Here is a 26,909-nt window from a genome sequence, read left to right on the forward strand (position 1 = left end):
GAAGTCGGCTTGTTGCCTTAGGACACTCATGGTGAAGCGTCGGTTAGCGGTTTTCCCTGTGTAGGGAGTGGGACATCACTGGGATGTCTAAGTACCAGAGGTACAGGTGAGCGAATAGTAGATGCTGTTTGCAGTCTTGTCTTGTGATGCGGACCAGTTGGGGATAGGTACCGCTCAACGCAGTCTGCCCGAGCCCTTGTCCACAGATGGCAAAACACTCTCCCGCAGCGTGTCACTCATGCCAACGGGCAAAAAAGTCCTTTCAGATCAGAAGCCTTCATATCACTCTGGTTGCCACCACTCCTGCAGACACCCCAAGTGGGTTGTTTGAAAGTGCCCTGTTGATATCTCGCCGTCAACACGACACTTGAACGCGCAAAACGATCCGTCGATTGAGGAAACAAGAAATGGCAGCCCTGCTCCTAGCTCCCTACATAAATGGAGCCACCTGATTGCGCGTTTCGACAAGATGGTTCACGCCGCAGTGAGGTGCGATTCTTTGGCTGACCCACACGTTGTGACCGTCCATGGCCACCCGTGGCCTCACCTTCGAAGAAACCAGCTTCAGCCCCGCGCGCGCAATGTGCGTCGAAGCCGCCACTGGCCTGCCATGGCCTCCTGCGGCCCCTACTGTGACTTGTTGTAGGGACCCGCCTCCCACGCGAACACTTTGTGGTCGCCAATGGCCTCGGGTGGCCCACCCTGGCCAATACAACAGCGTGGATAAGGGTCGCCTCGCAAGAGTTGCAGTTTGTGGCCTGCACTGGCCCGACTTGGCCTCCCGTGGCCAACAACTGGTCCGCATCGCTTGCAGAGGTGCGAAGGCCCCAACAGAATTCCCAGCAGCACAATTTTGTGCAGGCAAGAAACCTGGAGAGACCTATGAAACGCGACGCACATCTGATCACTGTTCCCGCACGAGCCATCGACGTGGGCTACGCCAATACCAAGTTCACCTGTGGCCACAAGGTGGCACGAGGTGTCCCGATCATCCATGCGGACCTGTTTCCGTCGATCACCGCCACCTTGCGGGCGGGCGCCACTTTCCGACATGCACCCGGCACCCTTGGGGCCGACGGATGCATCAGCGAAATCGATGGGGTGCCACACTTTGCCGGTCGTGGGGTCGAGATGCACCTCAAGGGGCTCCAGCCACGCCACGTCATGAAGGACTACTGCACCTCTCCCTCCTACCTCGCGCTCATGCGGGGGGCTATGCACTACATGCTGGTCGATGAAGGCAATCCGAAAGAGATGACGATTCAGCACCTGACCGTAGGACTCCCCCTCAACACCTTTGACGAATACGAGAACCACCTGCGCGAGCTGGTCATCGGTCGGCACGCCGTGACCAGCCCAGATATTGAAGTGGGTGCAAGGCACGTAACGGTGCTGAACGCCTCCGTCATGGTGCAACCCCTCGGAGCCCTCTACTACTACGGCCTCACACACAAGGACTTCGAGATGAGCGGGTGGAATCTCGTGGTCGACGTGGGCGGCGGAACGATTGACTTTCTGGCGGCCTACGACAAGGTACCCAACTACGAACGCTCGGGTGCTCATCCAGAGTCGATGCTGGCGTGTGCGTACGAGGTGGCCAAAGCGATCCATCCGGACCTGAAGAACCAGTACGGTGTCATTCAGGCGATTGACATGGCCATCCGCGACAACCGTGAAACCGTTCGCATTGGTGGCGAGGACTACGAAATGGCCCGCTACAAGGGTGCCATCAACGAGGTCCTTCGACGTGGATATGAGGCGATGCTCAACACGGCAGGCGCCTTGAACGACTTCGACAACGTTTTGGTCTGTGGCGGCGGTGGCGCGGTGTTCTTTGAGTTTCTCCGCGCACATGCGCCTGAGCTGCGCCGTCGCCTGAAGATGGATGGTGGCTCAACCTTCTCCAACGTGCGCGGTTTCCAAGTAGTGGCCGACTACTCTGCGAACGAAGCCTCCGCAAACCGTTGATCAAACGGAGCACACAATGACGCAGCGAAAACGATCAAAAAATCCTGGCGAAGTTCTGCGGGTCCGGCTAACCATTCCCCCCGATGGGGTCGGGGTCCTGGACTATCTCAAGGGGATCAGCCCAGCAGGACTCAACATGGAGATCCTACAGTTGGTTCATCTGGGCTACCAGTTCCGAATAGTCATGAACCGTGGGGGCTTACCACTCTTCGGACAACACCCCACGCCAGCTGCAGTGGAAGTCCCATTGACTCCTCGGGCTCCATCGATTCCCCTCGGCGCCCTAGAGAACATCCAGGTCAATGCTGCCGAGCCTTCGGACGAAGGTGCACAAGTTGCCAGCCCTTTTGCTGCAAGTTTTAAGACCATGTTTGCGCCAGCGTACGAACGCACAAAGAATAGAAAGGCTGTAGCCTGACTAGGGCCATGAGTGGGAAGAAGAGGCAACGCGATCACCCACCAGCTCAATCAGCAAGAGTTCTAGATGATGTGAACATTTCAGAGGGACTCTTCATCACGAGCCATCTGCTCTCGCTCACGCCGCATTTCCTCTTTGAGCTCGGCGCTCGCTCCGTTCAGCCAACGGATTCCACATATGGCCACCAAGATTCCCACAGCCATGAATATTTTGAGCAAGTCTGGCGCCGTCATTTGAACTCCTCGTTGAACGCAATCATTCCAAAATATTCTAGGCGCCCATGCTCAGAAAGCAAGCTGAGCGCTGCGGAAAAGCGTGCATCTGCGAAGGGCATCGCAACTTGGTTTGGTGAGGACTGACAGGGGCACTCACAAGGAATTTCATTCATCGGATGTACTCAGTTTGCCAGCGGCCTGCTAGGCGAGCTGCAGTCGACAAAAAATGAGCGCCCGGCCTTGACATCAGGTCCTCTTGTGCGAACTTGGTCTAACCAATCACACGCAAGAGGAACGAATGACTCCCACTCACCAAGAAGCGATTCGCGCCACGGCGTGGCGCCGCAGCCTGAGACAGCACTTCGACGTTGCCGCGCTGAATCGATCTATGACCAGGGCGCCCCACTGGCTCTTAAAGTCAGTGTGCGGACGCAACCTGCTCGTGCAGAAGCTGCGTCAATTGCGGCCCGGCCTGGCATTCTCGTTCTGGGCGACCAGTAGTGCTTTGGATCCCCTGCTCGAGGCCATGGTCGACGAGCTTGGGCTGCGCACGATGCCTGAACCTAGCAACCTGCAAGAGCAGATTTGCTTTCTGCGTTGGGCCCTTGCACGAATCATCGCGAGGGAACCACGGCGCTCGCTTGGCCGAGGTTCCTTCCTCACAGGAGCTCGGGTATGAACTCCACAACCTGGCTGGTGCTCGGATTCATGATTTTTGTTGTCGTAATCGCGTTTCAAGGCAACAGCAGCACGAGAGGCCGATCATCAAACTCCGATGACGACGATGACGATCCCTACAAGCAGATTCAAGATCAGATGGAGGAAGACCACCTTTACCGCCTCTGGCAGGACAGCGACTACTGATGCAGCCATGACAAAACCATCACGCATCAGCATAAGCCAGGAGACATCTAACTTGGTTCCTGCGAAACAGTCCTCCGTCCAGACCGGAGGGATGCCATGAAAGAAGAACGGCAATCACTGCTCGTGGAGTGTTTGAGCGAGATACAACAGGGAAGGCAGACCAGGGCTACCGGGAGCATTTCCCCTCAAACAGGCGAGAGCGCGATGGATCCTGGCGCACAAACCGCAGAGGATCTGGACCAACTGGCCGTGACGGCGACCCGGCTGGCCTACCGGCACCGCCAAAAAGTAACTTTCAATGAACTCCTGGCGATTCCCGTGCTGTTCTGCGAGATGGACCATGTGGACGTCAATAACGGCCCAGCTCTGCGGCCGCGCTCAGCACATTGGGACATGGTTCAGGATGCCCTGCAAAATTGGGCGCCCGAAGGCTTACGCACAAATGTCCTGCGCCGGCTACCGTGGATAGCCGAGCTTGAGCACTGGGAACCTGAGACCACCCGCTTCTTGCTGGAACACGCGCTGCCTGGAGGTGCGACGTTTCAGCATGAGCTGGCACTACCAGCCCATCAACCCGCACACAGCCCAGCATCGAGCCTCGGCTTCATCCTGCTGGTGGCATGCAGTGAACGAGGCTGGCCAACGCGATGGCTCCGCCGTGAGCAGGAGCGCGCGCGTCTCATGGCTGTCCTGAAATTTGTGCTCGAAATCGAAGGGGCATGTGTCGCGAAAGTGGGTGCGGTGTTACCCGCATCTGAAGCACTGACACAGGGAATCTGCGACTGGTTGACGCTGGAGATCGCGCTCTCAGGCCATGACACCTGGGATCTTCATCTCGACCGATACGATGCGGATCGCAGGTGGATCCATCTCGCGCGAGCTGGCGAGCCAGCGTCCCAGCTTCGCGTCCCCCTCCGGTCCCATCTGATTGGTTCGACGGGCCTGTCACGAATCGCCTCCCACATGGGCCTACTAGCCCCACGCCACCCAGGGGTACGGCAGTGAAGCGCAGTCTTGAGATGTATCTGCTTGCGCTTGGCGTCTGTGGACTGACACTTGGCTATGTGGCCTGGCCGGGGACCGCATGGGGAGGCGCCCTCAGCATCGTGCTGCCTTTCATGTGCGGACTTCAGCCAACGCGTATGCGAGCTTTGGCAATCTCCGCTGGCCATTACCTTGGCGCGCTCGGACCGTACGTTATCGGTGAACTCCTAGTCACACAGGGCACCGATGGATGGGAAAGGCTGATGACCGCTTGCCTGGTTTTGGCTTTCTCCGCATCGGCATGGGCGCTCACTGGTGGCCACCACCCAACTGCATTTAGGCGGTTCATCACCATGCTGGGCGTGTGGGTCGTCACACTTGTCACACCCATGGGTGGATGGGGTTTGGCACATCCGAGCTTGGGTTGGCTATTCATCGGCAAAGGCGGAATGGGCCCGCTGACATTTGTGATTACCGGTGTTTTGACCGCGTTTCTGGTCACCGCTATTCGCAGAGAACGCGAGCGACGCGCACCGATGAGCGTGGTATCTGGGCGATCGCTCGCATTGGCCATCTGCGCCACTGTAGTTCTAGACGGAACCTTTGACCAGACGGCTGCGCCGAGCCATTTAGGTCCTGTCGCGGTCGTTTCGACCAATCGATCTCATGGGGTGCTGCATAGCCCCGACGTGCAGCGTGAAAAATCCCTGCGGCTTGAGGCGCTGCTCGGCAAGCTCGCCCTGGTCAACCAGCAGCATGATCCGATCCTGTTGGTGTTCACACCTCAGCGGGACTTCGAAGTGAATCAGTTCACAGACCGGCAGGTCGTGCTACAGGAACTTCGTACGGCAGTGACGCGCCACAGGATCGGATTGGTCGTGAACATGGCGACTGCGACCTTGGGACATCCGGTACCGGCTACTTCGGAGTGCATCGCCATGCTCCCGAGCACGCTGGCAAACACAGTCAAGTTCCGGAGCCCAACCTGCAAAGTCGAGGTGATCGCGATGGACCCATCTGCTCCAGCTCCCGGTAACAGCGCTGATGAGCACGAGCGACCAGCACAACTTGAAGTTTCTTATCAACATTGGCCCCGAGATGACTTGAAACCCTTTCTGGAACTCTGGCATGCAAGCGCGGCAGCAACCCATCCAGCGCGGATCGTCGTTTTGAATATTGCGGACGGCACTCCTCGGATGACTCACGCCAGCCGTTTCATGGCAAAACACGTCCTGTCGCTTGCCTGGGCCACACGCAATGGCGTCGTCGCCGAGACCATGAGACGCGGGCCAGCGTGAAACGCGATGGACAGTTGGGGCAGGCGTGCGAGCACTGACAAGGGCCAGCGCGCAGGACTGGTCGTGATCGATTGACCAGGTTCGGTCAGCACAATACATTTCTAGTCACCGTACGACAGTACGTGAAGGCACATGCCTTCCTTCAACTTGAGTTCACTGATGTTTATGAGTGAACTCCGCCCAGATCAGCGTTGTGACAAGTCTCGAATGAAAAGACTGGTCATGGTCGTCTGGTTGATTCTGATCTGACCTAGATACCCGGGTCGGCGCACGCAAGTGCGTGAAGGCGAAATCCTTCAATCACCGCGAGCTAGCAGCCATTCACGCGCCAGCTTCGCACCGGCCGCCTTCTGCGCAGGCCACACAGGCATTTTCCGTTCCGCTCTTCGCAAAGCGGGCTCTTCATTTTTTTCCTTTTCATCATTTGGGCAAGTTGTCTGTGCCCAGGCTCGGCTTTGCCTCACTGGGGCGCTTGCGTACTGCCGTGCTCTTGACAAGTGACTGACCTATGCAATCTTGATCAGAGAGAACTACACATGAAAGAAAAACCACGGCCCGACTTCGACGATGAGCTCCCTAGGTATTGCATGAACCGCCAACACGCCATTCAAGCACTTTGCGTCAAGCCAAACTACTTCGACACGCACATCAGGCCGCGCCTGAGAACAACAAAGCAAGGCACTTCTCTCCTGTTCCTTTGCGAAGAAGTGAAGGCGATCGCATACGAAATGTTCAATGCACCCGGCACTGAGATCGCTCGCGCCGACGACATGCAGACAAAACCAGAAAAAACGAGTGCAACACCATGGGAAAAAAATCAACCGGTATCTACAAACGGCAAAACGGCAGCTGGGTCGTCGATAAGTTCGTCGAAGGAGTTCGGGTTTACCAAAGCTTTGGATCGTATGAAGACGCAGAAGCGTGGCTCACCCGGGAACTAGAGGCACTACGGCAGACGCGCGTCCATGGTGCCACCCCCCAGATTACCTTTGACCAAGCTGCTGGGCGCTTCATTGAAGAGAATGCGCATATGGCGTCAGTGGAGTCATCTGGCTATCACCTGAAGGCCGTGATGCCCTACATTGGCGACCTTCTGCTTGAGCAAGTTCATTCAGGAACACTGCAGCCTTTCATTGATGCTCGACGCGAGGCAAAGATCTCACACAAATCGATCAATTTGAGCCTGGGCGCGGTGCGTCGAGTCCTCAATCTGGCAGCGGGAACTTGGCGCGATCCCGAGTCGGGCAAACCTTGGCTGGTCTCTGCCCCCCTGATCACCATGTTGCCTTTGACAGGTCATCAGCGTCCTCCACGGCCGATCACTTGGGACGAGCAAGCGCTTTTGCTGAAGGAGTTGCCGAAGCATCTTCACGACATGGCGCTGTTTACTCTGCACAGTGGCGTGCGAGATGATGTGGTTTGCAATCTCCAATGGGCTTGGGAGATCCCAGTGCCGGAGCTCAACATCTCCGTTTTCGAGACCCCGCCAGAAAACGTCAAGGGGCGCCGCACTTCAAAGCTGGTGGTGTGCAACAGCATTTCCCAGGCCGTGATTGAGGAAGCGCGGGGGCACCACCCGACCCACGTTTTCGCGATGTCTTGGCGCCACCGTGAACTTGGACCAATCAAGGCCATGAACAACAGCGCGTGGCAAGCAGCGCGCTCAAGGGCGGGTCTGGGCGATCTGCATGTCCACGACCTTCGCCATACGGTTGGCATGCGACTGCGTGAGGCTGGCGTCATTGAGTCGACCCGGCGGGACGTCCTGTGGCACAGCAATCGCTCCGTCACGGACCACTACTCCATGGCCCAGATCCGAGAGATTCACGAAGCTCTGGAGAAGATCACAAAGCCGACCAACGGCTGGAACAAGAGCCTCCAGACGCTGAAAGCGGAGCATGCGCTGCGGAAAGCCGGCACACGGACTTGAGCCTCGGATGCTGATGATCAATTCCGAGTCCCGCAAAAGTCCCGCAGCAAAGAAAAACGGGCTAGCTCTTTTGGAGCTAACCCGTTGTTCTAGAACGATGTTCTGGTGCGGCTGGCAGGAATTGAACCCACGACCCCTTGGTTCGTAGCCAAGTACTCTATCCAACTGAGCTACAGCCGCGAAGCCTCGAATTATAGCAGCATTTTTTTGGTAGGCCGTGTTGGACTTGAACCAACGACCAAAGGATTATGAGTCCTCTGCTCTAACCAACTGAGCTAACGGCCCGCCACGAGGATTGTAGGGGCCCTTATTTGTGGTGGCTGAGCGCGTTACCAACCAGCTTGGCCGTGACATCAACAATCTGGATCATGCGCTCGTACGACATGCGCTGAGGACCGATCACGCCCAAGGTGCCCACCACCTGGCCGTCCACCTCATACGGCGCGGTGACCACGGAAAGATCCTCGTAGGGCACGACCTGGCTCTCGCCGCCAATGTAGATGCGCACCCCGTCGGCCTGGGCCGACACATCGAGCAGGCGGATCAGCTGGGTCTTCTGCTCGAATAGATCGAACATGCGGCGCAGGTTGCCCATGTCGCTGGAGAACTCGCTGACCGACAGCAGGTTGCGCTCACCCGACACCACCACCTCGTCCTGCGCCTCACTGGCCTCGGCCCCGATGTCCACCGCGGCTTTCATGAGATCGGCGATTTCGCCGCGCAAGGCGTCCAGCTCGGTCTTGAGGCGTTCGCGCACCGCCTCCATGGTGAGCCCCGAGTAGTGGGCGTTGAGGAAGTTGGCCGCTTCCAGCAGCTGGGGCTGGGTGAAGTTGACCTGCGTGTGGATGATGCGGTTCTGCACGTCGCCCTCGGGCGACACGATGATCACGAGCACGCGCCGTTCGGACAGGCTGAGGAACTCAATGTGGCGGAACACCGAGGCCCGCCGCGGCGCCATGACCACGCCCACAAACTGGGACAGGTTGGACAGCATCTGGGCGGCGTTGCTGATCACGCGGTGGGGCTGCCCTGCCTCAAGGCCGGGTGACGCCATGTCGCTCACCGCGGGCAGGCTTTCACGGCGCACCGTGAGCATGGTGTCCACGAACAAGCGGTAGCCACGCGCCGTGGGAATGCGCCCGGCCGAGGTGTGCGGGCTGGCGATCAGGCCGAGCTCCTCGAGGTCGCTCATCACGTTGCGGATGGTGGCCGGGGACAGCTCCATGCCGGCGGCCCTGGCAAGCGTGCGCGAACCGACGGGCTGGCCGTCGGCGATGTAACGCTCGACGAGGGCTTTGAGCAGCAACTTGGCGCGGTCATCCAACATGGCTTCATTCTAAGGACGGATGCCCCCGGCAGTACCGCCGGGACACAGGGTTTTATGCCATTCCGCCACAGAGAAGCTGTGTTGTAATTTCCTTATGAGCATGTCAACCGACACCCGGTCCACGACCGTCCGATGGAACCGGCCCTTGCGCTTCGCGCATGTCGTCATCGTGGGCAAGTACCACGCACCCGGGGCGCGCAACGCGGTTGACGAGATCGCGCACTTCCTGCACGACGAAGGTTGCGACGTCTCACTGGAAAAGGAAACCGCCTCCAACACGGGTCTGCTGCAGTACCCGGCGCTGGACGTGCCCGCGATGGGCAAGGCCTGCGATCTGGCCCTGGTGGTCGGCGGCGACGGCACCATGCTCGGCATCGGGCGCCAGCTCGCGCGCTATGGCGTGCCGCTGGTGGGCATCAATCAGGGGCGCCTGGGTTTCATCACCGACATCCCGTTCGACGGCTACCAGGAAAAGCTGCGCCCCATCCTGCGCGGCGAGTTCGAGGAAGACGCGCGCGCACTGATGGCGGCCACGGTCTGGCGCGACGGCCGTTGCGTGTTCGAGGCCACGGCGCTCAACGACGTGGTGGTCAACCGGGGCGGCGTGGCCAGCATGATCGAGCTGCGCGTGGAAGTGGACGGTCATTTCGTGGCCAACCAGCGCGCCGACGGCCTCATCATCGCGTCCCCCACCGGCTCGACCGCCTACGCACTCTCGGCCGGCGGCCCCCTGCTCCACCCCGGCATCGGCGGCTGGGTGATGGTGCCCATCGCGCCCCACACCCTGTCCAACCGGCCGGTGGTGATTCCGTCGCACAGCGAGATCGCGGTGGAGATCGTCTCGGGCCGCGACGCCAGCGCCAACTTCGACATGCAATCGCTCACCAGCCTGCTGCACGGCGACCGCATCGTGGTCCGCCGCTCCGAGCACGCGCTGCGCCTGTTGCACCCGGTCGGCTGGACCTACTTCGACACCTTGCGCAAAAAGCTGCACTGGAACGAAGGGGCCTGAAAGCCCGGTCAAAATAGCGGCCTGTCCATCCCTTCAACGCCGCGCCCCGCACATCCATGAGCCTCAGACGCATCGTTTTGCGCGACTTCGTCATCGTGCAGTCCCTCGAACTGGAGCTGGGCTCCGGCTTTGGTGTGCTCACCGGGGAAACGGGGGCCGGCAAGTCCATCCTGATCGACGCCCTGCAGCTGGCCCTGGGCTCGCGCTCGGACAGCGGCGTGGTGCGCGAAGGCGCGGCGCGCTGCGACATTGCGGCCGAGTTCGATGCCCCCGCTTCGCTCACTCCGTGGCTGGAAGAACAGGGATTTCCCGTCGAAGACGGCCTGCTGCTGCGCCGCACCGTGGACACCGAAGGCCGCAGCCGCGCCTGGATCAACGGCAGCGCGGCCACCGTGACCCAGCTCAAGGCCCTGGCCGACGGGCTGGTGGACATCCACGGCCAACATGCCTGGCAAAGCCTCACGCGCGCCGAGGCTGTGCGCGACCTGCTCGACGCCTATGCCGGCATCGACACCGCGCCGGCGGCCCGGGCCTGGGCTCAATGGCGCCAACGCCGCAAGGCGCTGGACAGCGCCACCGAAAAACAGAACAGCCTGCAGCAGGAGAGCGAACGCCTCGCCTGGCAGATCGCGGAGCTCGACAAACTCAGCCCCCAGGCCGGTGAGTGGGAAGAGCTCAACACCCAGCACAGCCGGCTGGCCAACGCCCAGGGCCTGCTGGACGCGGCCCAGATCGCTGCGAACGCGCTGGACGAAGACGACACCAATGCCGCCGCCCTGATCCACCGCGCGCTGTCGGCCCTGCAAGCCCAGGCCCACATCGAACCGCAGTTCGCCAGCGCCATCGAAGCACTGGAGGCCGCGCTCGCCCAGGTGCAGGACACGGTGCACAGCCTGCACCAGTACAGCCGCCACACCGAGCGCGACCCGGGCAGTCTGGAAGCCCTGGACCAGCGCCTGTCCCTCTGGGTTTCGCTGGCCCGGCGCTACCGCCGCACGCCGGAAGAGCTGGCCGAGGTGCATGCGCAGTGGAAGACCGAACTCGCCCAGATCGATCAGGCGCTGGACCTTGAGGCGCTGCAACGCGCGGAACGCGCCGACTGGAAGACCTTTGCCACCGCCTTGCAGGCCATCAGCAAGGAACGGCAGAAGGCCGCGCCCAAGCTGTCCAAGGCCGTCACCGCCACCATGCAGACCCTCGGCATGCAAGGCGGGGTGTTCGAGGTGGCCTTGCTGCCGCTGGAAGAACCCCAGGCCCACGGTGCGGAGCAGGTCGAGTTCCGCGTCGCCGGCCACGCGGGCGCCACACCCAAACCGGTCGGCAAAGTGGCCTCGGGCGGCGAGCTGTCTCGCATCGCGTTGGCCATCTCGGTGGTCACCAGCCGCCTGGGCCAGGCCCCCACGCTGATCTTCGACGAGGTGGACTCGGGCATCGGTGGCGCCGTGGCCCACACCGTGGGCCAGCTGCTGCGCCAACTCGGCAAGGACCGCCAGGTGCTCGCGGTGACCCACCTGCCGCAAGTGGCCGCCTGCGCCGACCACCACCTGCTGGTGAGCAAGCAGGCCGTGGGCCGTCAGACCCAGAGCACCGTCGAGCCCATTGCCACCGATGCGCGCGTGCGCGAACTCGCGCGCATGCTGGGCGGCGGCGAACAGTCCGAAATCTCGCTGGCGCATGCCCGCGAAATGCTGGCCGCGTGAACCGCGGCCGTTGCCATGAACCCGATTGATGACACCCCGATCCACCTCGTCCTGATCACCGGCATGTCCGGCTCGGGCAAGACGGTGGCGCTCACGGCGCTGGAAGACGTGGGCTTCTACTGCGTGGACAACCTGCCGCCCGAGCTGCTCGAATCCTTCATCGATCTTGAGCAGAGCAACCGCGCAGCCCGCGTGGCGATCGCGATGGACGTGCGCAGCGCGGCCGCCCTGCCCGGTCTGCCCAGGCGCCTGGCTCAGTTGCAGCGGCGTGCCCACCGGCCGGTGCACCTCACCACCGTGTTCCTGGACGCGACCACAGACACGCTGGTGCGGCGCTTCTCCGAAACGCGCCGCCTGCATCCGCTCTCGCTCAAGCGGTCTCAAGACCAGCACCGGGCCTTGACCGATGCGATCGAGCACGAACGCGAGTTGCTGGCCGAGTTGCGCGAGCAGGCGCTGGTGCTCGACACCAGCCTGATCCGCCCCACGCGCCTGCGCAGCCAGATCAAGGACCTGCTCGGAACCACGCAGGCGCCGTTGACGCTGGTGTTCGAGTCCTTCGCGTTCAAGCGCGGCATTCCGATGGACGCCGACTTCGTGTTCGACGTGCGCATGCTGCCCAACCCCCACTACGAACCCGAACTCAAGCCGCTGAGCGGGCTGGATGCCCCGGTGGCGACCTACCTCGCGGCGCAGCCTGAAGTGGTGCAGATGGAAGAGCAGATCACCGCCTTCCTGCGCCACTGGCTGCCCCAGATGCTGCGCGACCACCGCAGCTACGTCACCGTGGCGATCGGCTGCACCGGCGGCCAGCACCGTTCGGTCTACCTGGTGGAGCGGCTGGCCGACACCTTCGCACCCGACTGGTTCACGCGCGTGCGCCATCGCGAAGACGACAACTGGCCGGGGCCAGCCAGCCAGGCGGCCGAACTGACCTAACTCAGAGCGGACAGCAGCTGGCGCACCGGTGTCGGCAGGCCGTGGTCGATCAAGGCAGCGGCGGGCACCCACTGGCCCGGCAAGCTGTCCATGGTCTGGTCACCTGGCAGGTCCAACAGCAGGGGGTGCAGACGCAACTCCCGGTGGGTGAGGCTGTGCGACACCGGCTCGAGCGGCTGCAGCCGCTGGGCGAACCCGGATGGCAGTGCCGCCTGCACAGCGGCTTCATCGGCGAACACGGGCGGGCAATACAGCCCCGCCCAGATGCCGGGCGCCGGCCGGCGCTCCAGCCAGAAGCCAGGCTGCCCATCGGCACCGCTGCCGCGCACCAGCAACAGCCACCAGCTCTCGAAACGGCGCGCCACACGGCGGGTCTTGACCGGGAAGCGGGTCGTCTGGTCGGTCCCGTGAGCGCGGCACACCGTCTGCACCGGGCAGCGCCCACACAACGGCTTGGTGCGCTGGCACACCGTCGCACCGAGGTCCATCAAGCCCTGCGTGTAGGCCGTCATGTCGTCGCCCGTGGGAGCGTCCGGCAGCAGCGCCTGGGCCAGCGACCAGAGTTCGCGCTGCGGCCCGGCCTGCGCCAGATCGCCCTCGAAGGCCAGCAGGCGCGACAACACGCGGCGCACATTGCCATCCAGGATGGAGATGCGCTCACCGTGGCAGAACGCCGCGATCGCTGCGGCGGTGGATGCGCCGATGCCCGGCAGGGTTTCGAGTTGCTCGGCCGTGCCCGGGAACACGCCACCGTGGTCGTTCACCACCGCTTGCGCGCAGCGGTGCAGGTTGCGCGCCCGGCTGTAGTAACCCAGACCGCTCCACAGCGCCATCACGTCGTCCGGAGGCGCAGCGGCCAGCGCGCGCACATCGGGGAAGCGTTCCAGGAAGCGGGGGTAGTAGGACAGCACGGTGCTGACCTGGGTCTGCTGCAGCATCACTTCCGACAGCCACACCCGGTACGGATCGCGGGTGTTCTGCCAGGGCAGGCCGCTGCGGCCCGAATGGCGCTGCCATTCAATGAGCCGGGGCGCGAACGTGATGGGCAGAACCTCCCCCAAGGGGTGCACCGAAACGGCCTCGGCGCTCATGCCACCAGTGCTTCTTCGGAAGACGGTTCTTCTTCAGGGGCGGCCAGCAGGTGCTCGGTGAGCTCGGCCAGTTTGACGTCGAGCTGGTTGAGTTCGGCCTGGTGCGCCTGCAATTCCCGGATGCGCTCGTCCAGGCCGCCCGCGGCCTGCTGGATGCGCGACACGGCCTCGATGCGGCGGCTGAAGTTGCGGCGGCGCTCGCGCAGTTGCGCGTCCAGCTGGGCGGCGGCGGACTTGTTCCACAGCTCCACCTCGTTGACCGCGGTGTCGTAGACCACGCGAAGCCGGCTCATGAGCGCGCGCGCCAGGCGTTCGGCAAACTCGGGCTGGGCCAGGCGCAGCGCATTGCCCAGGCTGAGGTATTGAAGATGGCTCTTCTCGATCAGGTCGAGGTCCTTCACGTACTGCCCCAGGCGCGGCGGCGTGGGTGCCTGCAAGGAGAAGCCGTACTCGGCGTTGAGGTTCTTGAAGCTGCCCTCCAGCATGGACTGGATCTCGCCCGCCATGCGGTCGGACTTGGCCATGTCGGCGCGCAGGCGGTCGAAGGTCTGGTCATAGGCTCGGCGCACGCCCAGCTTGATGCCCGGTTGCTTCAGGGCTTTGCCCAAAGTGGCCACCTCGGCCTTGAGGTGGGAGGAGCTGAGCATGGCGAACAGGTCCTTGAGCAGGCGCAGGTGCACCGAGCGCACGGCCTGGATCTTGGCGCCGCTGGCATCGAAATCGGCTTGCTCCTGCTCGATGCGCAGCCGCATCTGCTTGATCACGCCGGTGTTCTTGCCGCGCAAGCCTTCGAGTTCCTGGATCTGCTCGACCAGGTCGCGCGCGCGGGTGTGCACCATGCGGCCGGTTTCCGCGCGCAGGGACTGGATGCCATTGGCCACCGCCGCACCCAGGATCTTGCGGCGCTGGCCCAGCAGGTCCACGCCCAGGGCGGTCTCCAGCTCCATCAGGTTGCTGGCCGCCAGCAGTTTCTTGTCGCGGTGCACCTTGGCCAGCAGGCCCTTCTGGGCCGACACCGCCAGCACCTGGCGCGGCGACAGACCGAGGATCTCGGCCGAGTCGGTGCGCTGCGAAGCGATCTGCAACTGCACCTGCTCGGGCGAGCTCAGCGCATCCCACATGGTGTCGATCTTGTTGAGCACCACCAGCCGGGATTCCCGCCCCTCGCCCAGCACCGCAAGGTGCTGGCGCCAGATGGTCAGGTCGGATTTGGTCACGCCGGTGTCGGCCGCGAGGATGAACACCACCGCGTGGGCCTGCGGCAGCAGGCTCACCGTGAGTTCGGGTTCGGCGCCGATGGCATTGAGGCCCGGGGTGTCGAGGATCACCAGGCCTTGCTTGAGCAGGGGGTGCGCCATGTTGATCAGGGCATGCCGCCATTTCGGCACCTCGATCAGGCCGTCCGGGCCGGGCAAGGGGTTGTCTTCGGGCACCTCGTCGTGCCAGAAGCCGAGTGCGGCGGCTTCCGCCTGCGTCACGCGGCGCACCTCGGCCACCTTCTGGATGGCGCGCGCCAGCTGCTTGGGGTCGTTCACGTCCAGGTCGACCCGCTCCCACTTCTCCAGCGCGTTGCGCCAGTCCAGCAGCGATTGCGGCTGCAGGCGCGTTTCGATCGGCAGCAGGCGCAGGCACGGCGCCACTTCGGCGTCGTACCCCAGTTCGGTGGGGCACATGGTCGTGCGCCCGGCGCTGGCGGGCATGATCCGGCGGCCGTAACCAGCGAAGAACACCGCGTTGATCAGCTCGGACTTGCCGCGCGAGAACTCGGCCACGAAGGCCACCATGATCTTGTCGTTCTTGACCTGCGCATGCAGCTGGTCAAGGCGCTCGCGCACGCCGGACTCCATCAGGTCATGGTCGGTCAACCATTCGGACAGTAGCTTCAGGCGCAAGGCAAACTGCTTGCGCCACACACCGTGCTGGTCGAATTCCTGGTTGAAGCTCATGGGCCTTGGATCTTTGTCAATGGGTCAATATAGCATCGGCACCGAGGGGAAATCTGACCGGTCGGAAAGCCCGACAGCCGGGCAGCCGCCCCCGGGATGCATCACTTCTTCTGACACACGGGACAGAAGAAAGTGGACCGCTGACCTTGCCGCATGGCCTTGACCGGTGTGCCACAGACCCGACACGGCTGGCCCTCGCGACCGTAGACCATGGCGTCGAGCTGGAAGTAGCCGCTCTGCCCCTCGGCACTGGAGAAATCGCGCAAGGTGCTGCCCCCCAGGGCCACGGCGCGCTGCAGCACCGACACGATGGCCGCGTGCAGCCGCGCCGCGCGGGGTTTGCTCAGGCGATCGGCGCGCAGCGCGGGGTGGATGCCCGACATGAACAGCGCTTCCGAGGCGTAGATGTTGCCGACGCCCACGACGATGTCGCCCGCCAGCAGCACCTGCTTGACGGCCGCCCGCCGCAGTTTCAGGGCCCGGTGGAAGCCCGCCGGGTCGAAGCCGACTTCCAACGGTTCCACGCCCAGCCCCCCCAGCAGCTTGAGCACCCGCGCGTCGTCCAGGGACGGGGCATAGACCACCGCGCCAAAGCGCCGCGGGTCGTGCAAACGAAGCACCCCATGGCTGGTCAACAGCTCGAAGTGGTCGTGCACACCGCGCGGCGGCAGGTTGTGGGCGAACTGGAGGCTGCCCGACATGCCCAGGTGCAACAGCAGCACCCCCTCGTCCAGGTGCACCAGCAGGTACTTGCCGCGCCGGGCCACCGACCGCACCCGGCGCCCCACCAGCGCGGTGGGCTCGCAGCCCAGCGGCCAGCGCAGCGGTTTGCCCAGAGACAGCGCATGCACCTGCGCGCCCGCGATGCGATCGGCAAAGCTGCGGCGCGTGACTTCGACTTCGGGCAATTCGGGCATGGCTGGGCGGTTTTTCTGCGGTGGTTGGAACGCCGGTGCGGTCTTGGGGTCACACCCCCGTGCTCCCGAACCCTTCCCATTATCATGACCCGATGAACACCATGCACCGCACCGCGACCCTGGTTCTCCTGGGCCTGGCCTTTGGCGTGGCCGCGCAGCCCGCCCCACCGGCCACGCCGCCCAGGGCCACCGTCTCCCCGCCGGCGAGCGAGCAGACCGTGGTCAACTCCGCCCTCAACGCCCCCCTGTTCTACCAGCTGCTGCTGGGTGAGCTCAATGTGAGCGCGGGCGAACCGGGCACGGGTTATTCGCTCATCCTGGACGCGGCGCGCCGCCAGAAAGACCCGGAGCTGTACCGGCGCGCGGTGGACGTGGCCCTGCAGGCCCGCTCTGGCGAGGCGGCACTGACCGCCGCACGTGCCTGGGCCCAGGAAATCCCGGGCAGCTCGGAAGCCAACCGCTTCGTGCTGCAGATCCTGCTGGCGCTCAACCGCGTGGCGGAAACCGGCCCGGTCCTGCAAGCCATCCTGCAAGCCACGCCGGTGACCGAGCGCAACGACACCATCAACGCCATTCCGCAGACCTTCGGCCGCATTGCCGACAAGGCCGTGGCCGCCAGCGTGGTGCGCGAAGCCCTGGCGCCCTCGCTCAAGCAGCCCTTCCATGCCGCAGCGGCCTGGACCACCGTGGGCCGCATGGAACTGGCGCAGGATCAATTGCCGCAGGCCCTGGCGGCGGCGCGCGAAGGCCACGCGATCGATCCGGCATCGCCCTACCCGGCCCTGCTCGCGCTGGAGTTGATGGAGCGCGGCCAGTCCGAGGCCGAGGCCGTGGTGCGGCAACAGTTGAAAGCCGGCAATGCCACGACCCCGGGCGACACCGCCGTGGCGCTGGCCTACGCCCGCATCCTGCTGGACCTGCAACGCAACGGCGAGGCACGCGCCCACCTCGAAGCGCTCACCGTGCAGCGACCGGATCAGGCGGAACCCTGGCTGCTGCTGGCGTCGTTGCAGGCGCAGGACAACGCCCTGCCCGCGGCCACCGCGTCGCTGCAGAAATACATGGCGCTCGCCCGCCAGTCGGGTGACGAGCGCACCGCCCGCGGCCTCACCCAGGCCTACCTGCTGATGGCGCAGATCGCCGAGAAACAAAACGACTTTCCCGCCGCCAACGCCTGGCTGGATCGCATCGAGAATGCCGACGACATCATGGCGGCCCAGATGCGGCGCGCCTCCCTGCTGGCCCGCCAGGGGCAGATGCCCCAGGCCCGCGCGCTGCTGCGCGGCCAGCCCGAGCGCCGCCCCGAAGATGCGCGCCTCAAGCTGGTCGCCGAAGCCCAGCTGCTGCGCGACTTCAAGGCCTACCAGCAGTCCTATGAGGTCTACGGCGAGGCATCCACCCGCTTCCCCGAGGACACCGACCTGCTGTACGAGCAGGCCATGATGGCCGAGAAGGCCGGGAAGCTGGCCGACATGGAGCGCCTGCTGCGCAAGCTCATCGCCGCCAAGCCCGACTACCACCACGCCTACAACGCCCTGGGCTACTCGCTGGCCGAACGCAATCTGCGCCTGCCGGAGGCCAAGCAGCTGATCGAGAAAGCCGTCTCCCTCGCGCCGGGGGACGCCTACATCCAGGACAGCCTGGGCTGGGTCGAGTTCCGCCTGGGCAACACCGCACGCGCCCTGGCCATCCTGCAAGCGGCCTACGGCAAGCGGCCCGACCCCGAAATCGCGGCGCACCTGGGCGAGGTGCTCTGGGCGCAAGGCCAGCGCGATCAGGCGCTGAAGATCTGGCGCGAAGGCCTGCTGCTCGCGGCCGACAACGAAACCCTGCAGTCCACCCTCAAGCGCCTGCAAGTCAAGCCATGAGCGTGCGAACGGCTTTCCGGCCTCGGCAGCAGGCCCGCGTGGCCGTGCTGGCCCTGGCCGCCTTGCTGTCGGCCTGCGCCACCCCGCCCCGGCCGGCACAGCCCGGCGAAGCGGTGTGGAGCGGCCGCCTGTCCCTGCAGGTGGAGAGCGCGCCACCCCAGTCGTTTTCCGCCGCGTTCGACCTGCGCGGCACACCCGGCGAGGGCGAACTGCAACTCACGTCGCCCCTGGGCACCACCCTGGCCACCGTGATGTGGACACCCCAGCATGCCGAGTTGCGCCAGGGCGGCCAGGTCACCCGGCGCGGCAACCTGGACGAACTCACGACCGAGCTCAGCGGCACGGCGATGCCCGTCGCCGCGCTGTTCGGCTGGCTGCGGGGTGAACAGGGCCAGGTGCCCGGGTGGCAGGCCGACCTGTCGCGCCAGGCCGAGGGCCGCATCACGGCGCGCCGCTCCGAGCCTCTGCCCACCGCCGAATTGCGCGTCGTCTTCCAGCCATGAGCCTCCAAGCCCCCTTGCGGCGCCTGCTGGACGTGCCCGCGCCCGCGAAACTGAACCTCTTTCTGCACATCACCGGCCGACGGGCCGACGGCTACCACCTGCTGCAGTCCCTCTTCATGCTGGTCGACTGGTGCGACCACCTGCATTTCGAGCGCCGTGACGATGGTGCGATCAGCCGCGAAGACCTCACGCCGGGGGCGTTGCCAGCCGAAGACCTGTCAGTGCGGGCCGCGCGCGCCTTGCAGCAGGCCACCGGCTGCCCTCATGGCGTGCACATCGGGCTGGAAAAACGCCTGCCTGCCGAGGCCGGCATGGGCGGCGGCTCCTCGGATGCGGCCACGACCCTGCTGGCCCTGAACCGCCTCTGGGGCCTGGGGCTCAAGCGCCCTCAACTCGCGGCCATCGGCCTGCAACTGGGCGCGGACGTGCCTTTTTTCATCGGTGGACGCAGCGCCTGGGTGGAAGGCGTGGGCGAGCGACTCACCCCCGTGTCCCTGCCTTCGGCGCGCTTCGCCGTGGTCAAGCCGCCCACGGGGGCCTCCACCCAACGCATCTTTGGCTCGCCAGATCTCAAACGGGACACAAAAACTGCTACAATCCAAGGCTTTGCTGCAAACGACTCGTGTGAAGGCAGCGTGATCGACATCCAGAAGGTTCTGGCCGTCGGACACAACGATCTTCAACCCGTGGCGCAAGCGCTCTGCCCCGATATCGGGCATTGCATCCAGTGGCTTCACAGCCACGGTTTGCAAGGGCGCATGACCGGATCGGGAACCGCGGTGTTTGCACATCTGCCGCAGACGACGAACCTGGCGGGCGCCCCTGGCGACTGGACGGTTCGAGAATGCAGCAACATGGATGCACATCCATTGCTCGACTGGTGCACCGATTAGAATCGGCAGCGCACAGCCCAGGCAGTGGTTGCGCAACCTGCGACGTTTTTGGTTGGTTGTCCGGCATCGCGCCGAACCATCGACCTGCGTAGGGGAGTCGCCAAGTTGGTAAAGGCACTGGATTTTGATTCCAGCATGCGAGGGTTCGAGTCCTTCCTCCCCTGCCACCCTGTTTCAACACATCAAGCACCGGAACGGCCACCCCCGGGTGGCCTTTTTTGACGGCGATCTTCTGGGTCCGTCGTTCAGACAGCTGGGAACACCATGCAAGTTCAACCCCCGGATTTCATGATCTTCACCGGCAACGCCAACCCGGTGCTGGCCTCCGAGATTGCCCAACACCTGGGCACGCAGCTCGGCGCGGCCAATGTGGGTCGCTTCTCCGACGGTGAAGTCACGGTCGAGATCACGCAAAACGTGCGTGCACGCCACGTGTTCGTGATCCAGTCCACCTGTGCGCCGACCAACGAGAACCTGATGGAGCTGCTCATCATGGTCGACGCGCTCAAGCGCGCCTCGGCCGAGCGCATCTCCGCCGTCATCCCCTACTTCGGCTATGCCCGCCAGGACCGCCGCCCGCGTTCGGCCCGCGTGCCGATCTCGGCCAAGGTCGTGGCCAACCTGTTGCAGACCGTGGGCGTGAGCCGCGTGCTGACCATGGACCTGCACGCCGACCAGATCCAGGGCTTCTTCGACATTCCGGTCGACAACATCTACGCCTCGCCCGTACTGCTGGGCGACCTGCGCCAGAAGAACTACCCCGACGTGCTGATCGTCTCGCCCGACGTGGGCGGTGTGGTGCGCGCCCGCGCGCTGGCCAAGCAGCTCAACTGCGACATGGCCATCATCGACAAGCGCCGCCCCAAGGCCAACGTGTCGGAAGTGATGCACGTGATCGGTGACATCGAAGGCCGCAACTGCGTGATCATGGACGACATGATCGACACCGCCGGCACGCTGGTCAAAGCCGCCGAGGTGCTCAAGGAGCGCGGCGCCAAGAACGTGTACGCGTACTGCACGCACCCGATCTTCTCGGGCCCGGCCATCGAACGCATCGCCAAGGGCAATGCCCTGGACGAGGTGGTGGTGACGAACACCATTCCTCTCTCGCAGGCCGCGCAGGCCTGCTCCAAGATTCGCCAGCTCTCCGTGGCGCCGCTGATGGCCGAGACCATCGCGCGCATCGCCTCGGGTGAGTCGGTCATGAGTTTGTTTGCCGATCAGGACAACCTCTTCTAAGAGGCTGAAGGCAGCAAAAAGCGGGTCGTCTCCATGGTGGGGGCGGCTCTTTTGAAACAGAGGCGTTCTGGTCGCGGAACCCCTCCACAGGAGTCAGTCATGCAATTCGTCGCTTTTGAGCGCGCCAAGCAGGGTACGGGTGCGAGCCGCCGTCTGCGCAACACCGGTCGCGCGCCCGGTATCGTTTTCGGCGGTGACACGCCGGCCGCCACGATCGAACTCGATCACAACGCCCTGTGGCACGCCCTGAAGAAGGAAGCGTTCCACTCGTCCATCCTCGACATGGAACTCGCCGGTACGGTCCACAAGGTTCTGCTGCGCGACGTGCAATACCACCCGTACAAGCCGCAAGTGCTGCACGTGGACTTCCAGCGCGTGGACGACAAGACCCGCCTGCGCAAGAAGGTGCCGCTGCACTTCGTGAACGCCGACAACTCGCCGGCCGTCAAGACCGACAAGTGCGTGATCAGCCACGTGCTGAACGACATCGAAATCGAGTGCCTGGCCACCCAGCTGCCCGAGTTCATCGAAGTGGACCTGGGTGAAGTCACCAAGGGCGCCACCGTGCACACCGGCGACATCAAGCTGGCCAAGGGCATCAAGCTCGTGACCCACGGTCGCAAGAACATCACCGTGGCCACCGTGGTCGAGCCGGTGGAAGAAGTGGTCGCCGCCCCCGTGGCCGCTGCCGCCGACGACAAGAAGGCCGCCAAGGGCAAGGGCAAGAAGTAATTCCAGCCCCTGCTGTCAGAAAGGCCCGCCTCGGCGGGCCTTTTTGTTTTCCACCTCGATAATCCGGTCCCATGATCAAACTCATTGCCGGCCTGGGCAACCCGGGACCGGAATACGAACACACGCGCCACAACGCCGGCTTCTGGTGGGTGGACGAGGCCGCGCGCCTGCTCAAGGTGTCCCTGCAGATGGAGCGCGGGCATTTCGGCCTGGTGGCGCGGGCCAATGTGGGCGGGCAAAGCGTCTGGCTGGTGGAGCCGCAGACCTTCATGAACCTCTCGGGCAAGTCGGTGGCTTCGGTTGCGCGCTTCTTCAAGATCGCCCCGGAGGAAGTGCTGGTGGTCCACGACGAACTGGACCTCGCCCCCGGCGAGGTCAAACTCAAGAAGGGTGGCGGGCATGCGGGCCACAACGGCCTGCGCGACATCCATGCACAGCTCGGCAGCGCCGACTACTGGCGCCTGCGCGTGGGCATCGGCCACCCGGGCAACAAGAACGAGGTGGCGAACTGGGTCTTGAAGAAGCCCTCGCCGGACGACCGCATCGCGATCGCGCAAGCGCTGGACCGCTCACTCAAGGCCCTGCCTCAGTTGATCGCGGGCGAAATGGACAAGGCCACGGCCTTGATCCACACCAGCAAGCCACCAAGGCCCAAGCCACCCCGGCCGGCCGCACCGCCACCTCAGGACGAGGCCGGCGGCGGCGCTTCGTCACCGGCAGCCGACAAAGGCTGACCGGCTTTCTGCAGGCGCTGGTACTTCTCCCACAGCGTCTCGCGCGACTCGACGTGGTCCGGGTTGACCGGAATGCAGTTCACCGGGCAGACCTGCACGCACTGCGGCTCGTCGAAATGCCCCACGCACTCGGTGCAGCGCGCCGGGTCGATTTCGTAGAAGTCCTCGCCCATCGAAATGGCCTGGTTCGGGCACTCGGGCTCGCACACATCGCAGTTGATGCATTCGTCGGTGATCAGCAAGGCCATGGCGGTGGCTCCTAAGCCTGCAGCGGCTTGGGCGCGAGCCGCGCGGCCACCGCCCCGCTCACCATCTGCGACACATCGCCGCCCAGCTGCGAGATCTCGCGCACCAGCGTGCTCGAAATGCACTGCAACTCGGCCTGCGGCAGCAGGAACACCGTCTCCACCGCCGCATGCAGCTTGCGGTTCATCGCCGCCATCTGGGCTTCGTAGTCGAAGTCGGTGAGGTTGCGGATGCCGCGCACCACGGCGGTCGCGCCATGCTGCCGGCAGAAGTCCATGATCAGGCCCTCGAACGGCAGCACGCGCACCCGCCCGGGCATGCGCGAGGCGACTTCGGCCGCCATGTCCAGCCGCTCCTGCAGCGTGAAGCGGGTCTTCTTGTGGTGCGCAATGGCGACCGCAATGATGACGTCGTCGAACAGCAGCGCGGCACGGCGCGCCACGTCCTCATGGCCCAGGGTGATGGGGTCGAAGGTACCGCTGTAGACCGCCACGCGGCCACTGCCGCCGGTTGATGCAAGGGCTGAACTCATGCCGAAGATTATGCGCGAGGGCCTCCGCGCCGCGCCTCACTGGGCCGGCAATGGCCGCAACAGGTGAAAGGCCACCGCACCGGCCTTGCCCTGGCGGTGCACCTGCAGGCCGATCTGCGCCAGTTCGTCCTCGCTCCACACCCGTGGCGCCTCCAGGTAGATCAGCCCGTCCCCGCGCACCGCCTGGCGCGCCGCGGCCAGCGCGGCGGCGTACAAGGCCTCGTTCTGGCCATCGCCGAAGGGCGGATCGAGAAATACCGCATCCAGCCCCTGCCCGGCGCGCTGGCGCAGCGCGGCCACGCCGTCGCCCCGCTCCACGCGCACTCCGGTGGCCTTGAGCTGGGTGGTGATGCGGCCCAGGTTGGCGAGCAAGGCGCTGTCCTGCTCCACCAGCACCACCTCCACCGCGCCGCGCGAAGCGGCCTCCAGGCCCAGGGCACCGGTGCCGGCGAAGGCGTCGATGCAGCGCCAGCCGCTCAGGTCTTGCCCGAGCCAGTTGAAGAGGGTTTCCCTCACGCGCGAGGGTGTGGGCCGCAACCCCGGTCGGTCGGCCACGGGCAGTTTGGTGCGTTTCCACTGGCCGCCGATGATGCGCACCTCGTGGGGTGCGCTGGCGGCAGCGCGCGCAGCGCTGGATGCAGGCTTTTTCATGGCAGCGAGCTTACGCGACCTCAGGGCCGCGCACCCACCACCACGGTGACCATGCGCTCGGGTTGCAGCACGCGGGAAAAGGCGCGCTGGATGTCGGCCACGCTCAGGCGCTCGATCTGCCCGGTCCAGGTCTCCAGGTAGTCCAGCGGCAGGTCGTTCCAGGCGATGTTGGCCACGTTGTCCAGCAGCTTGCGGTTGCTGTCGAGCCGCAGGGCTTCGCCGTTGATCAGGTAGTCCTTGGCCGCCTGCAGCTCGGCCTCGGTCGGGCCCTTGGCGACGAACTCGCGCACCACCTCGCGCACCACGTCCACGGCCTGCGCCGCCTGGTCGGGCCGCGTGGTCAGGGCGATCTGGAAGGCCCCGGCCTGGCGCGCGGTCAGGAAGTAGCTGGACACGCCGTAGGTCAGCCCGCGCTTCTCGCGAACCTCGGTCATCAGGCGCGAGACGAAGCCGCCACCGCCCAGCACGTAGTTGCCCACGTAGAGCGCGAAGAAATCCGGGTCGGCCCGGGCCACGCCGGGCTGGCCGATGATCACCTGCGCCTGCGCGGCGGCAAAGGGCAGGCGCTCGTCCACGGCCTTCGCCAGCGGCTGCACCGGCGGCAGCTCGGGCAGCGCCGTGCAGCCGTGCGGCTGCACCGCCGCCATGAGGCGGTCCACGATGCGGTCGGCGGTGGCGCGGTCGACCGCGCCCACCATCGACACCTGGGCGCGGCAACTGGCCACATGGCGGCGGTAGAACGCGCGCATGTCGGCCACCCGGATCGCCTTCAGGGTATCGGCCTCGGCGCGATAACCATAAGGATGCCCGCCATACACGGCGCGGCCGAACGCGCGGCCCGCCTGCGTGGCCGGGCGGTTCTCCGCTTCCACCAGGGCAGCGAGCATGCGCTCGCGGTCGCGCTGCCAGACACGCTCGGGCCAGGCCGGCGCAGCCAGCTGGCGCGCGGCGAGCGCCACGGCGCGGTCGAGCAGATCGGGTTCGGTCAGGGTGCGCAGCGACACGCTGAAGCGGTCCAGGGTGATCTGCGCACCGAACTGGGCCCCGAGGTCCGCCCAGGCTTCGCTGAGCTGGTTCTCGTCGAGCGCCGGCAGGCCGGCTTGCGCGGCCACGCCGCCCGACAGCAGCCCGGCGGTCGCGCTCGCCAGACCCGCCTGGGCCGCAGGATCGCGGCGCCGGCCGCCGTCGAAATCGATCTGCACGTCCAGCATGGGGATCGTGGGGCTGGCGATCAGGTGCACGCGCGCGCCGCTGGCATGGGCCCATTGTTCGATGGGAATCGTGGCCTGGGCGGTGCCCAGGGCGCTCAGCAGCGGCAAGGCCAGCAGGGTGCGACGGATCAGGGTGAACAGGGTCATGGCGTCTCGCGGCTCGCTTCAGTGGCGCGTCAGCGCAGGGCGCGGACCGGTCGGGGCCGACGGCGCCGCTTCACGGCGCGAAGGATCGGGCACCAGCACGCCGGTGGTGAGCTGTTCGTCGGAGAAGTAGCGCTGGGCCACCGACTGCACCTGGGCCGCCGTGACACCGCGCAGGCGAGCCATGAGGCGCTCACCGGCGTCCAGGCCCATGCCGTTGATCCAGTAGCCGCCCAGCTCGCGCGCCTGGTTCGCCACGGAATCCAGCTTGTAGATCTCGCCGGCGGTCCACTGCGTCTTCACGCGCTGCAGCTCGGTCTCCTGAATGCCCTCGCGGGCGATGCGGGCCACCTCGGCCTTGAGGGCGGCCGCGGCCATCTCGGTCGTCACGCCCTTGGACGGCACCGCCGTCAGCATGAAGAGCTGCGGGCCCCGGCCCATGAGGCCGTAGGACGAGCCCGCGCTGTCGGCCAGCCGCTTGCCCCCCGTGCCCACGCCCTGCACCAGCGCGCGGTCCAGGCGTGCGCCGTCGTAGCCGTCGAGCACGGCCGAGAGCACGGTGAGCGCGAGGGCATCGCGGTCGGTCTCGTTGTCCGTCTCGGCGCCGCGCCATTGGGGCACCTTGTACGCCAGCGCCACCAGGGCCTGATCGGCCACGGCGCGGTACTCCAGCCGGCGCGGCCCCGCCTGCGCGGGCTCCTCGCGTGGCTTGCGCGCGGGCACGGTCGCAGCGGGAATCGCCCCGAAATGCTTCTCGGCCAGCGCGCGCACCTGCGCCACGTCCACGTCGCCCGCGATCACCAGGGCCGCGTTGGCCGGCACATACCAGCGCCGGTAGAACGCCCTCGCGTCGTCGGGCGTCATCGCGTCGATGTCGCTCATCCAGCCGATCACCGGGCGGCGGTACGGGCTGGCCTGGTAGACCATGGCGCTGAGCGCCTCGAACATGCGGGCGCGCGGTGACTCTTCGGTGCGCTGGCGCCGCTCTTCCTTGATGACTTCGATCTCGCGTTTGAACTCGTCGTCGTCCCACTGGTTGCGCGCAAAACGGTCGGCCTCCAGCTGCATGGCCGTCTCCAGGCGGCGGGCCGGGATCTGCATGTGGTAAGCCGTGGCATCGCGGGTGGTGAACGCGTTGTCCATGCCCCCCATGGCCGCCACGCGGCGCGAAAACTCGCCCGCCTTGATGTCGGGCGTGCCCTTGAACATCATGTGCTCCAGCGCATGCGCCACACCGGTGGTGCCGTCCACCTCGTCCATCGCGCCCACGCGCACCCACAGCATCTGCACCACGGTGGGCGCGCGGCGGTCGGGCCGCACGATCAGCGTCAGGCCATTGGCCAGCGTGAACTGCTGCGCCACCGGGGCCTGGGCGGCGCTGGGCGGGGTGGAGGGCGACTGGGCCTGCGCGGTGCCACCCGCCATCGCCAGAGCCGTCAGAAGTGCAAAACAGCGCAGGCGGGTCGGTCGCATAAGGCGTTTCATAGAATGCAATGGATTCTAGAGTTGGAAAAATGTTCTCGTTCTTTCGCAAAAAAGCCCCTACC

General features: G+C 65.0%; 25 protein-coding genes and 3 tRNA genes. 16 read left to right on the plus strand and 12 right to left on the minus strand.

Annotated features, from left to right (window positions below; genetic code table 11):
• Nucleotides 1–882: 882 nt before the first annotated feature.
• Both AC07ZS_RS01220 and AC07ZS_RS01225 read left to right on the plus strand, forming a co-directional pair.
• On the plus strand, nucleotides 883–1,968 hold the full coding sequence (locus AC07ZS_RS01220; RefSeq protein WP_492440154.1) for a ParM/StbA family protein: 1,086 nt from the start codon (nucleotides 883–885) through the stop codon (nucleotides 1,966–1,968).
• 16 nt (nucleotides 1,969–1,984) lie between these two features.
• Nucleotides 1,985–2,386, plus strand: coding sequence for a hypothetical protein (locus AC07ZS_RS01225; protein ID WP_494796813.1), 402 nt, complete (start codon nucleotides 1,985–1,987; stop codon nucleotides 2,384–2,386).
• Between the two features lie 229 nt (nucleotides 2,387–2,615).
• Here the strand turns inward: AC07ZS_RS01225 and AC07ZS_RS01230 are convergent, their stop codons facing one another.
• The gene (locus AC07ZS_RS01230; protein WP_494796814.1) at nucleotides 2,616–2,774 is read right to left on the minus strand and encodes a hypothetical protein; all 159 of its coding nucleotides are present in this window, start codon (nucleotides 2,772–2,774) and stop codon (nucleotides 2,616–2,618) included.
• 502 nt (nucleotides 2,775–3,276) lie between these two features.
• Between AC07ZS_RS01230 and AC07ZS_RS01235 the strand changes: the two genes are divergently transcribed.
• The 4 genes from AC07ZS_RS01235 (at nucleotide 3,277) to AC07ZS_RS01250 (ending at nucleotide 7,677) form a co-directional block, all read left to right on the plus strand.
• A complete protein-coding gene (locus tag AC07ZS_RS01235) occupies nucleotides 3,277–3,465 on the plus strand; it encodes a hypothetical protein (protein WP_492440152.1) in 189 nt (62 codons plus the stop codon).
• A 96-nt stretch (nucleotides 3,466–3,561) separates the two neighbouring features.
• Nucleotides 3,562–4,470, plus strand: coding sequence for a hypothetical protein (locus AC07ZS_RS01240; RefSeq protein WP_492440150.1), 909 nt, complete (start codon nucleotides 3,562–3,564; stop codon nucleotides 4,468–4,470).
• A 242-nt stretch (nucleotides 4,471–4,712) separates the two neighbouring features.
• Nucleotides 4,713–5,747 (plus strand): hypothetical protein, encoded by a 1,035-nt coding sequence (locus AC07ZS_RS01245; protein WP_492440148.1) that lies wholly within the window; start codon nucleotides 4,713–4,715, stop codon nucleotides 5,745–5,747.
• 805 nt (nucleotides 5,748–6,552) lie between these two features.
• Entirely contained in the window at nucleotides 6,553–7,677 is a 1,125-nt protein-coding gene (locus AC07ZS_RS01250; protein WP_492440146.1) for a tyrosine-type recombinase/integrase, read from the plus strand.
• Nucleotides 7,678–7,780: 103 nt separating this feature from the next.
• Here AC07ZS_RS01250 and AC07ZS_RS01255 read toward each other — a convergent pair.
• From AC07ZS_RS01255 to hrcA, 3 genes are all read right to left on the minus strand, one after another.
• A tRNA-Arg gene (locus AC07ZS_RS01255) sits at nucleotides 7,781–7,857 on the minus strand.
• Nucleotides 7,858–7,885: 28 nt separating this feature from the next.
• A tRNA-Ile gene (locus AC07ZS_RS01260) sits at nucleotides 7,886–7,962 on the minus strand.
• Nucleotides 7,963–7,984: 22 nt separating this feature from the next.
• Nucleotides 7,985–9,004: a heat-inducible transcriptional repressor HrcA gene (hrcA, locus tag AC07ZS_RS01265; RefSeq protein WP_494796815.1), complete on the minus strand. Its 1,020-nt coding sequence runs from the start codon at nucleotides 9,002–9,004 to the stop codon at nucleotides 7,985–7,987.
• A gap of 94 nt (nucleotides 9,005–9,098) precedes the next feature.
• Here hrcA and AC07ZS_RS01270 point away from each other — a divergent pair, with 94 nt between their 5' ends.
• From AC07ZS_RS01270 to rapZ, 3 genes are read left to right on the plus strand one after another with little or no spacing between them, the layout of a single operon-like run.
• Nucleotides 9,099–10,016 carry an NAD kinase gene (locus AC07ZS_RS01270; protein ID WP_494796816.1) on the plus strand — a complete coding sequence of 306 codons (918 nt, stop codon included), beginning with the start codon at nucleotides 9,099–9,101 and terminating at the stop codon, nucleotides 10,014–10,016.
• Between the two features lie 56 nt (nucleotides 10,017–10,072).
• Nucleotides 10,073–11,716 carry a DNA repair protein RecN gene (gene recN / locus AC07ZS_RS01275; RefSeq protein ID WP_494796817.1) on the plus strand — a complete coding sequence of 548 codons (1,644 nt, stop codon included), beginning with the start codon at nucleotides 10,073–10,075 and terminating at the stop codon, nucleotides 11,714–11,716.
• Nucleotides 11,717–11,731: 15 nt separating this feature from the next.
• Nucleotides 11,732–12,655 carry an RNase adapter RapZ gene (gene rapZ / locus AC07ZS_RS01280; protein WP_494796818.1) on the plus strand — a complete coding sequence of 308 codons (924 nt, stop codon included), beginning with the start codon at nucleotides 11,732–11,734 and terminating at the stop codon, nucleotides 12,653–12,655.
• On the opposite strand, the gene mutY is transcribed toward rapZ, so the two are convergent.
• The 3 genes from mutY to mutM all read right to left on the minus strand — a co-directional run bounded on the left by mutY (nucleotide 12,652) and on the right by mutM (nucleotide 16,609).
• Nucleotides 12,652–13,746 carry an A/G-specific adenine glycosylase gene (gene mutY, locus AC07ZS_RS01285; RefSeq protein ID WP_494796819.1) on the minus strand — a complete coding sequence of 365 codons (1,095 nt, stop codon included), beginning with the start codon at nucleotides 13,744–13,746 and terminating at the stop codon, nucleotides 12,652–12,654. The genes rapZ and mutY overlap by 4 nt on opposite strands.
• Nucleotides 13,743–15,692, minus strand: coding sequence for a dynamin family protein (locus AC07ZS_RS01290; protein WP_494796820.1), 1,950 nt, complete (start codon nucleotides 15,690–15,692; stop codon nucleotides 13,743–13,745). The genes mutY and AC07ZS_RS01290 overlap by 4 nt, the downstream gene beginning before the upstream one ends.
• A 101-nt stretch (nucleotides 15,693–15,793) precedes the next feature.
• A complete protein-coding gene (mutM, locus tag AC07ZS_RS01295; RefSeq protein ID WP_494796821.1) occupies nucleotides 15,794–16,609 on the minus strand; it encodes a bifunctional DNA-formamidopyrimidine glycosylase/DNA-(apurinic or apyrimidinic site) lyase in 816 nt (271 codons plus the stop codon).
• Nucleotides 16,610–16,701: 92 nt separating this feature from the next.
• On the opposite strand from mutM, the gene AC07ZS_RS01300 reads away from it, so the two are divergent.
• The 7 genes from AC07ZS_RS01300 to pth all read left to right on the plus strand — a co-directional run bounded on the left by AC07ZS_RS01300 (nucleotide 16,702) and on the right by pth (nucleotide 22,578).
• Nucleotides 16,702–18,477 carry a tetratricopeptide repeat protein gene (locus tag AC07ZS_RS01300; RefSeq protein ID WP_494796822.1) on the plus strand — a complete coding sequence of 592 codons (1,776 nt, stop codon included), beginning with the start codon at nucleotides 16,702–16,704 and terminating at the stop codon, nucleotides 18,475–18,477.
• On the plus strand, nucleotides 18,474–18,980 hold the full coding sequence (locus AC07ZS_RS01305) for a lipoprotein insertase outer membrane protein LolB (protein ID WP_494796823.1): 507 nt from the start codon (nucleotides 18,474–18,476) through the stop codon (nucleotides 18,978–18,980). The genes AC07ZS_RS01300 and AC07ZS_RS01305 overlap by 4 nt, the downstream gene beginning before the upstream one ends.
• A gap of 14 nt (nucleotides 18,981–18,994) precedes the next feature.
• Entirely contained in the window at nucleotides 18,995–19,873 is an 879-nt protein-coding gene (gene ispE / locus AC07ZS_RS01310) for a 4-(cytidine 5'-diphospho)-2-C-methyl-D-erythritol kinase (RefSeq protein ID WP_494796833.1), read from the plus strand.
• A 90-nt stretch (nucleotides 19,874–19,963) separates the two neighbouring features.
• Nucleotides 19,964–20,040: transfer RNA gene (locus AC07ZS_RS01315), tRNA-Gln, on the plus strand.
• A gap of 97 nt (nucleotides 20,041–20,137) precedes the next feature.
• Nucleotides 20,138–21,112 (plus strand): ribose-phosphate pyrophosphokinase, encoded by a 975-nt coding sequence (locus tag AC07ZS_RS01320; protein WP_494796824.1) that lies wholly within the window; start codon nucleotides 20,138–20,140, stop codon nucleotides 21,110–21,112.
• Nucleotides 21,113–21,211: 99 nt separating this feature from the next.
• A complete protein-coding gene (locus AC07ZS_RS01325) occupies nucleotides 21,212–21,844 on the plus strand; it encodes a 50S ribosomal protein L25/general stress protein Ctc (protein ID WP_494796825.1) in 633 nt (210 codons plus the stop codon).
• Nucleotides 21,845–21,915: 71 nt separating this feature from the next.
• A complete protein-coding gene (gene pth / locus AC07ZS_RS01330; protein WP_494796826.1) occupies nucleotides 21,916–22,578 on the plus strand; it encodes an aminoacyl-tRNA hydrolase in 663 nt (220 codons plus the stop codon).
• On the opposite strand, the gene AC07ZS_RS01335 is transcribed toward pth, so the two are convergent.
• From AC07ZS_RS01335 to AC07ZS_RS01355, 5 genes are read right to left on the minus strand one after another with little or no spacing between them, the layout of a single operon-like run.
• Nucleotides 22,527–22,826, minus strand: coding sequence for a YfhL family 4Fe-4S dicluster ferredoxin (locus tag AC07ZS_RS01335; RefSeq protein ID WP_494796827.1), 300 nt, complete (start codon nucleotides 22,824–22,826; stop codon nucleotides 22,527–22,529). The two genes, pth and AC07ZS_RS01335, sit on opposite strands and share 52 nt — an antisense overlap.
• 11 nt (nucleotides 22,827–22,837) lie before the next feature.
• Nucleotides 22,838–23,356, minus strand: coding sequence for a pantetheine-phosphate adenylyltransferase (coaD, locus tag AC07ZS_RS01340; RefSeq protein ID WP_494796828.1), 519 nt, complete (start codon nucleotides 23,354–23,356; stop codon nucleotides 22,838–22,840).
• Between the two features lie 36 nt (nucleotides 23,357–23,392).
• On the minus strand, nucleotides 23,393–24,007 hold the full coding sequence (gene rsmD, locus AC07ZS_RS01345) for a 16S rRNA (guanine(966)-N(2))-methyltransferase RsmD (RefSeq protein ID WP_494796829.1): 615 nt from the start codon (nucleotides 24,005–24,007) through the stop codon (nucleotides 23,393–23,395).
• A 20-nt stretch (nucleotides 24,008–24,027) separates the two neighbouring features.
• Nucleotides 24,028–25,365: a M16 family metallopeptidase gene (locus tag AC07ZS_RS01350; RefSeq protein WP_494796830.1), complete on the minus strand. Its 1,338-nt coding sequence runs from the start codon at nucleotides 25,363–25,365 to the stop codon at nucleotides 24,028–24,030.
• An 18-nt stretch (nucleotides 25,366–25,383) separates the two neighbouring features.
• A complete protein-coding gene (locus AC07ZS_RS01355) occupies nucleotides 25,384–26,835 on the minus strand; it encodes a M16 family metallopeptidase (RefSeq protein ID WP_494796831.1) in 1,452 nt (483 codons plus the stop codon).
• Between the last annotated feature and the right edge of the window lie 74 nt (nucleotides 26,836–26,909).

This window comes from Hydrogenophaga sp. GW456-12-10-14-TSB4, assembly GCF_059424305.1.

Coding starts and splice junctions, on each gene's coding strand:
- AC07ZS_RS01325 (WP_494796825.1), top strand. CDS start 21,212: ATGCAATTCGTCGCTTTTGAGCGCGCCAAGCAGGGTACGGGTGCGAGC.
- rsmD (WP_494796829.1), bottom strand. CDS start 24,007: ATGAAAAAGCCTGCATCCAGCGCTGCGCGCGCTGCCGCCAGCGCACCC.
- AC07ZS_RS01220 (WP_492440154.1), top strand. CDS start 883: ATGAAACGCGACGCACATCTGATCACTGTTCCCGCACGAGCCATCGAC.
- mutY (WP_494796819.1), bottom strand. CDS start 13,746: ATGAGCGCCGAGGCCGTTTCGGTGCACCCCTTGGGGGAGGTTCTGCCC.
- AC07ZS_RS01250 (WP_492440146.1), top strand. CDS start 6,553: ATGGGAAAAAAATCAACCGGTATCTACAAACGGCAAAACGGCAGCTGG.
- mutM (WP_494796821.1), bottom strand. CDS start 16,609: ATGCCCGAATTGCCCGAAGTCGAAGTCACGCGCCGCAGCTTTGCCGAT.
- AC07ZS_RS01290 (WP_494796820.1), bottom strand. CDS start 15,692: ATGAGCTTCAACCAGGAATTCGACCAGCACGGTGTGTGGCGCAAGCAG.
- AC07ZS_RS01305 (WP_494796823.1), top strand. CDS start 18,474: ATGAGCGTGCGAACGGCTTTCCGGCCTCGGCAGCAGGCCCGCGTGGCC.
- AC07ZS_RS01355 (WP_494796831.1), bottom strand. CDS start 26,835: ATGCGACCGACCCGCCTGCGCTGTTTTGCACTTCTGACGGCTCTGGCG.
- AC07ZS_RS01240 (WP_492440150.1), top strand. CDS start 3,562: ATGAAAGAAGAACGGCAATCACTGCTCGTGGAGTGTTTGAGCGAGATA.
- rapZ (WP_494796818.1), top strand. CDS start 11,732: ATGAACCCGATTGATGACACCCCGATCCACCTCGTCCTGATCACCGGC.
- AC07ZS_RS01270 (WP_494796816.1), top strand. CDS start 9,099: ATGAGCATGTCAACCGACACCCGGTCCACGACCGTCCGATGGAACCGG.
- hrcA (WP_494796815.1), bottom strand. CDS start 9,004: ATGTTGGATGACCGCGCCAAGTTGCTGCTCAAAGCCCTCGTCGAGCGT.
- AC07ZS_RS01225 (WP_494796813.1), top strand. CDS start 1,985: ATGACGCAGCGAAAACGATCAAAAAATCCTGGCGAAGTTCTGCGGGTC.
- AC07ZS_RS01235 (WP_492440152.1), top strand. CDS start 3,277: ATGAACTCCACAACCTGGCTGGTGCTCGGATTCATGATTTTTGTTGTC.
- AC07ZS_RS01350 (WP_494796830.1), bottom strand. CDS start 25,365: ATGACCCTGTTCACCCTGATCCGTCGCACCCTGCTGGCCTTGCCGCTG.
- AC07ZS_RS01230 (WP_494796814.1), bottom strand. CDS start 2,774: ATGAATGAAATTCCTTGTGAGTGCCCCTGTCAGTCCTCACCAAACCAA.
- recN (WP_494796817.1), top strand. CDS start 10,073: ATGAGCCTCAGACGCATCGTTTTGCGCGACTTCGTCATCGTGCAGTCC.
- AC07ZS_RS01320 (WP_494796824.1), top strand. CDS start 20,138: ATGCAAGTTCAACCCCCGGATTTCATGATCTTCACCGGCAACGCCAAC.
- AC07ZS_RS01335 (WP_494796827.1), bottom strand. CDS start 22,826: ATGGCCTTGCTGATCACCGACGAATGCATCAACTGCGATGTGTGCGAG.
- pth (WP_494796826.1), top strand. CDS start 21,916: ATGATCAAACTCATTGCCGGCCTGGGCAACCCGGGACCGGAATACGAA.
- AC07ZS_RS01300 (WP_494796822.1), top strand. CDS start 16,702: ATGAACACCATGCACCGCACCGCGACCCTGGTTCTCCTGGGCCTGGCC.
- AC07ZS_RS01245 (WP_492440148.1), top strand. CDS start 4,713: ATGACCGCTTGCCTGGTTTTGGCTTTCTCCGCATCGGCATGGGCGCTC.
- coaD (WP_494796828.1), bottom strand. CDS start 23,356: ATGAGTTCAGCCCTTGCATCAACCGGCGGCAGTGGCCGCGTGGCGGTC.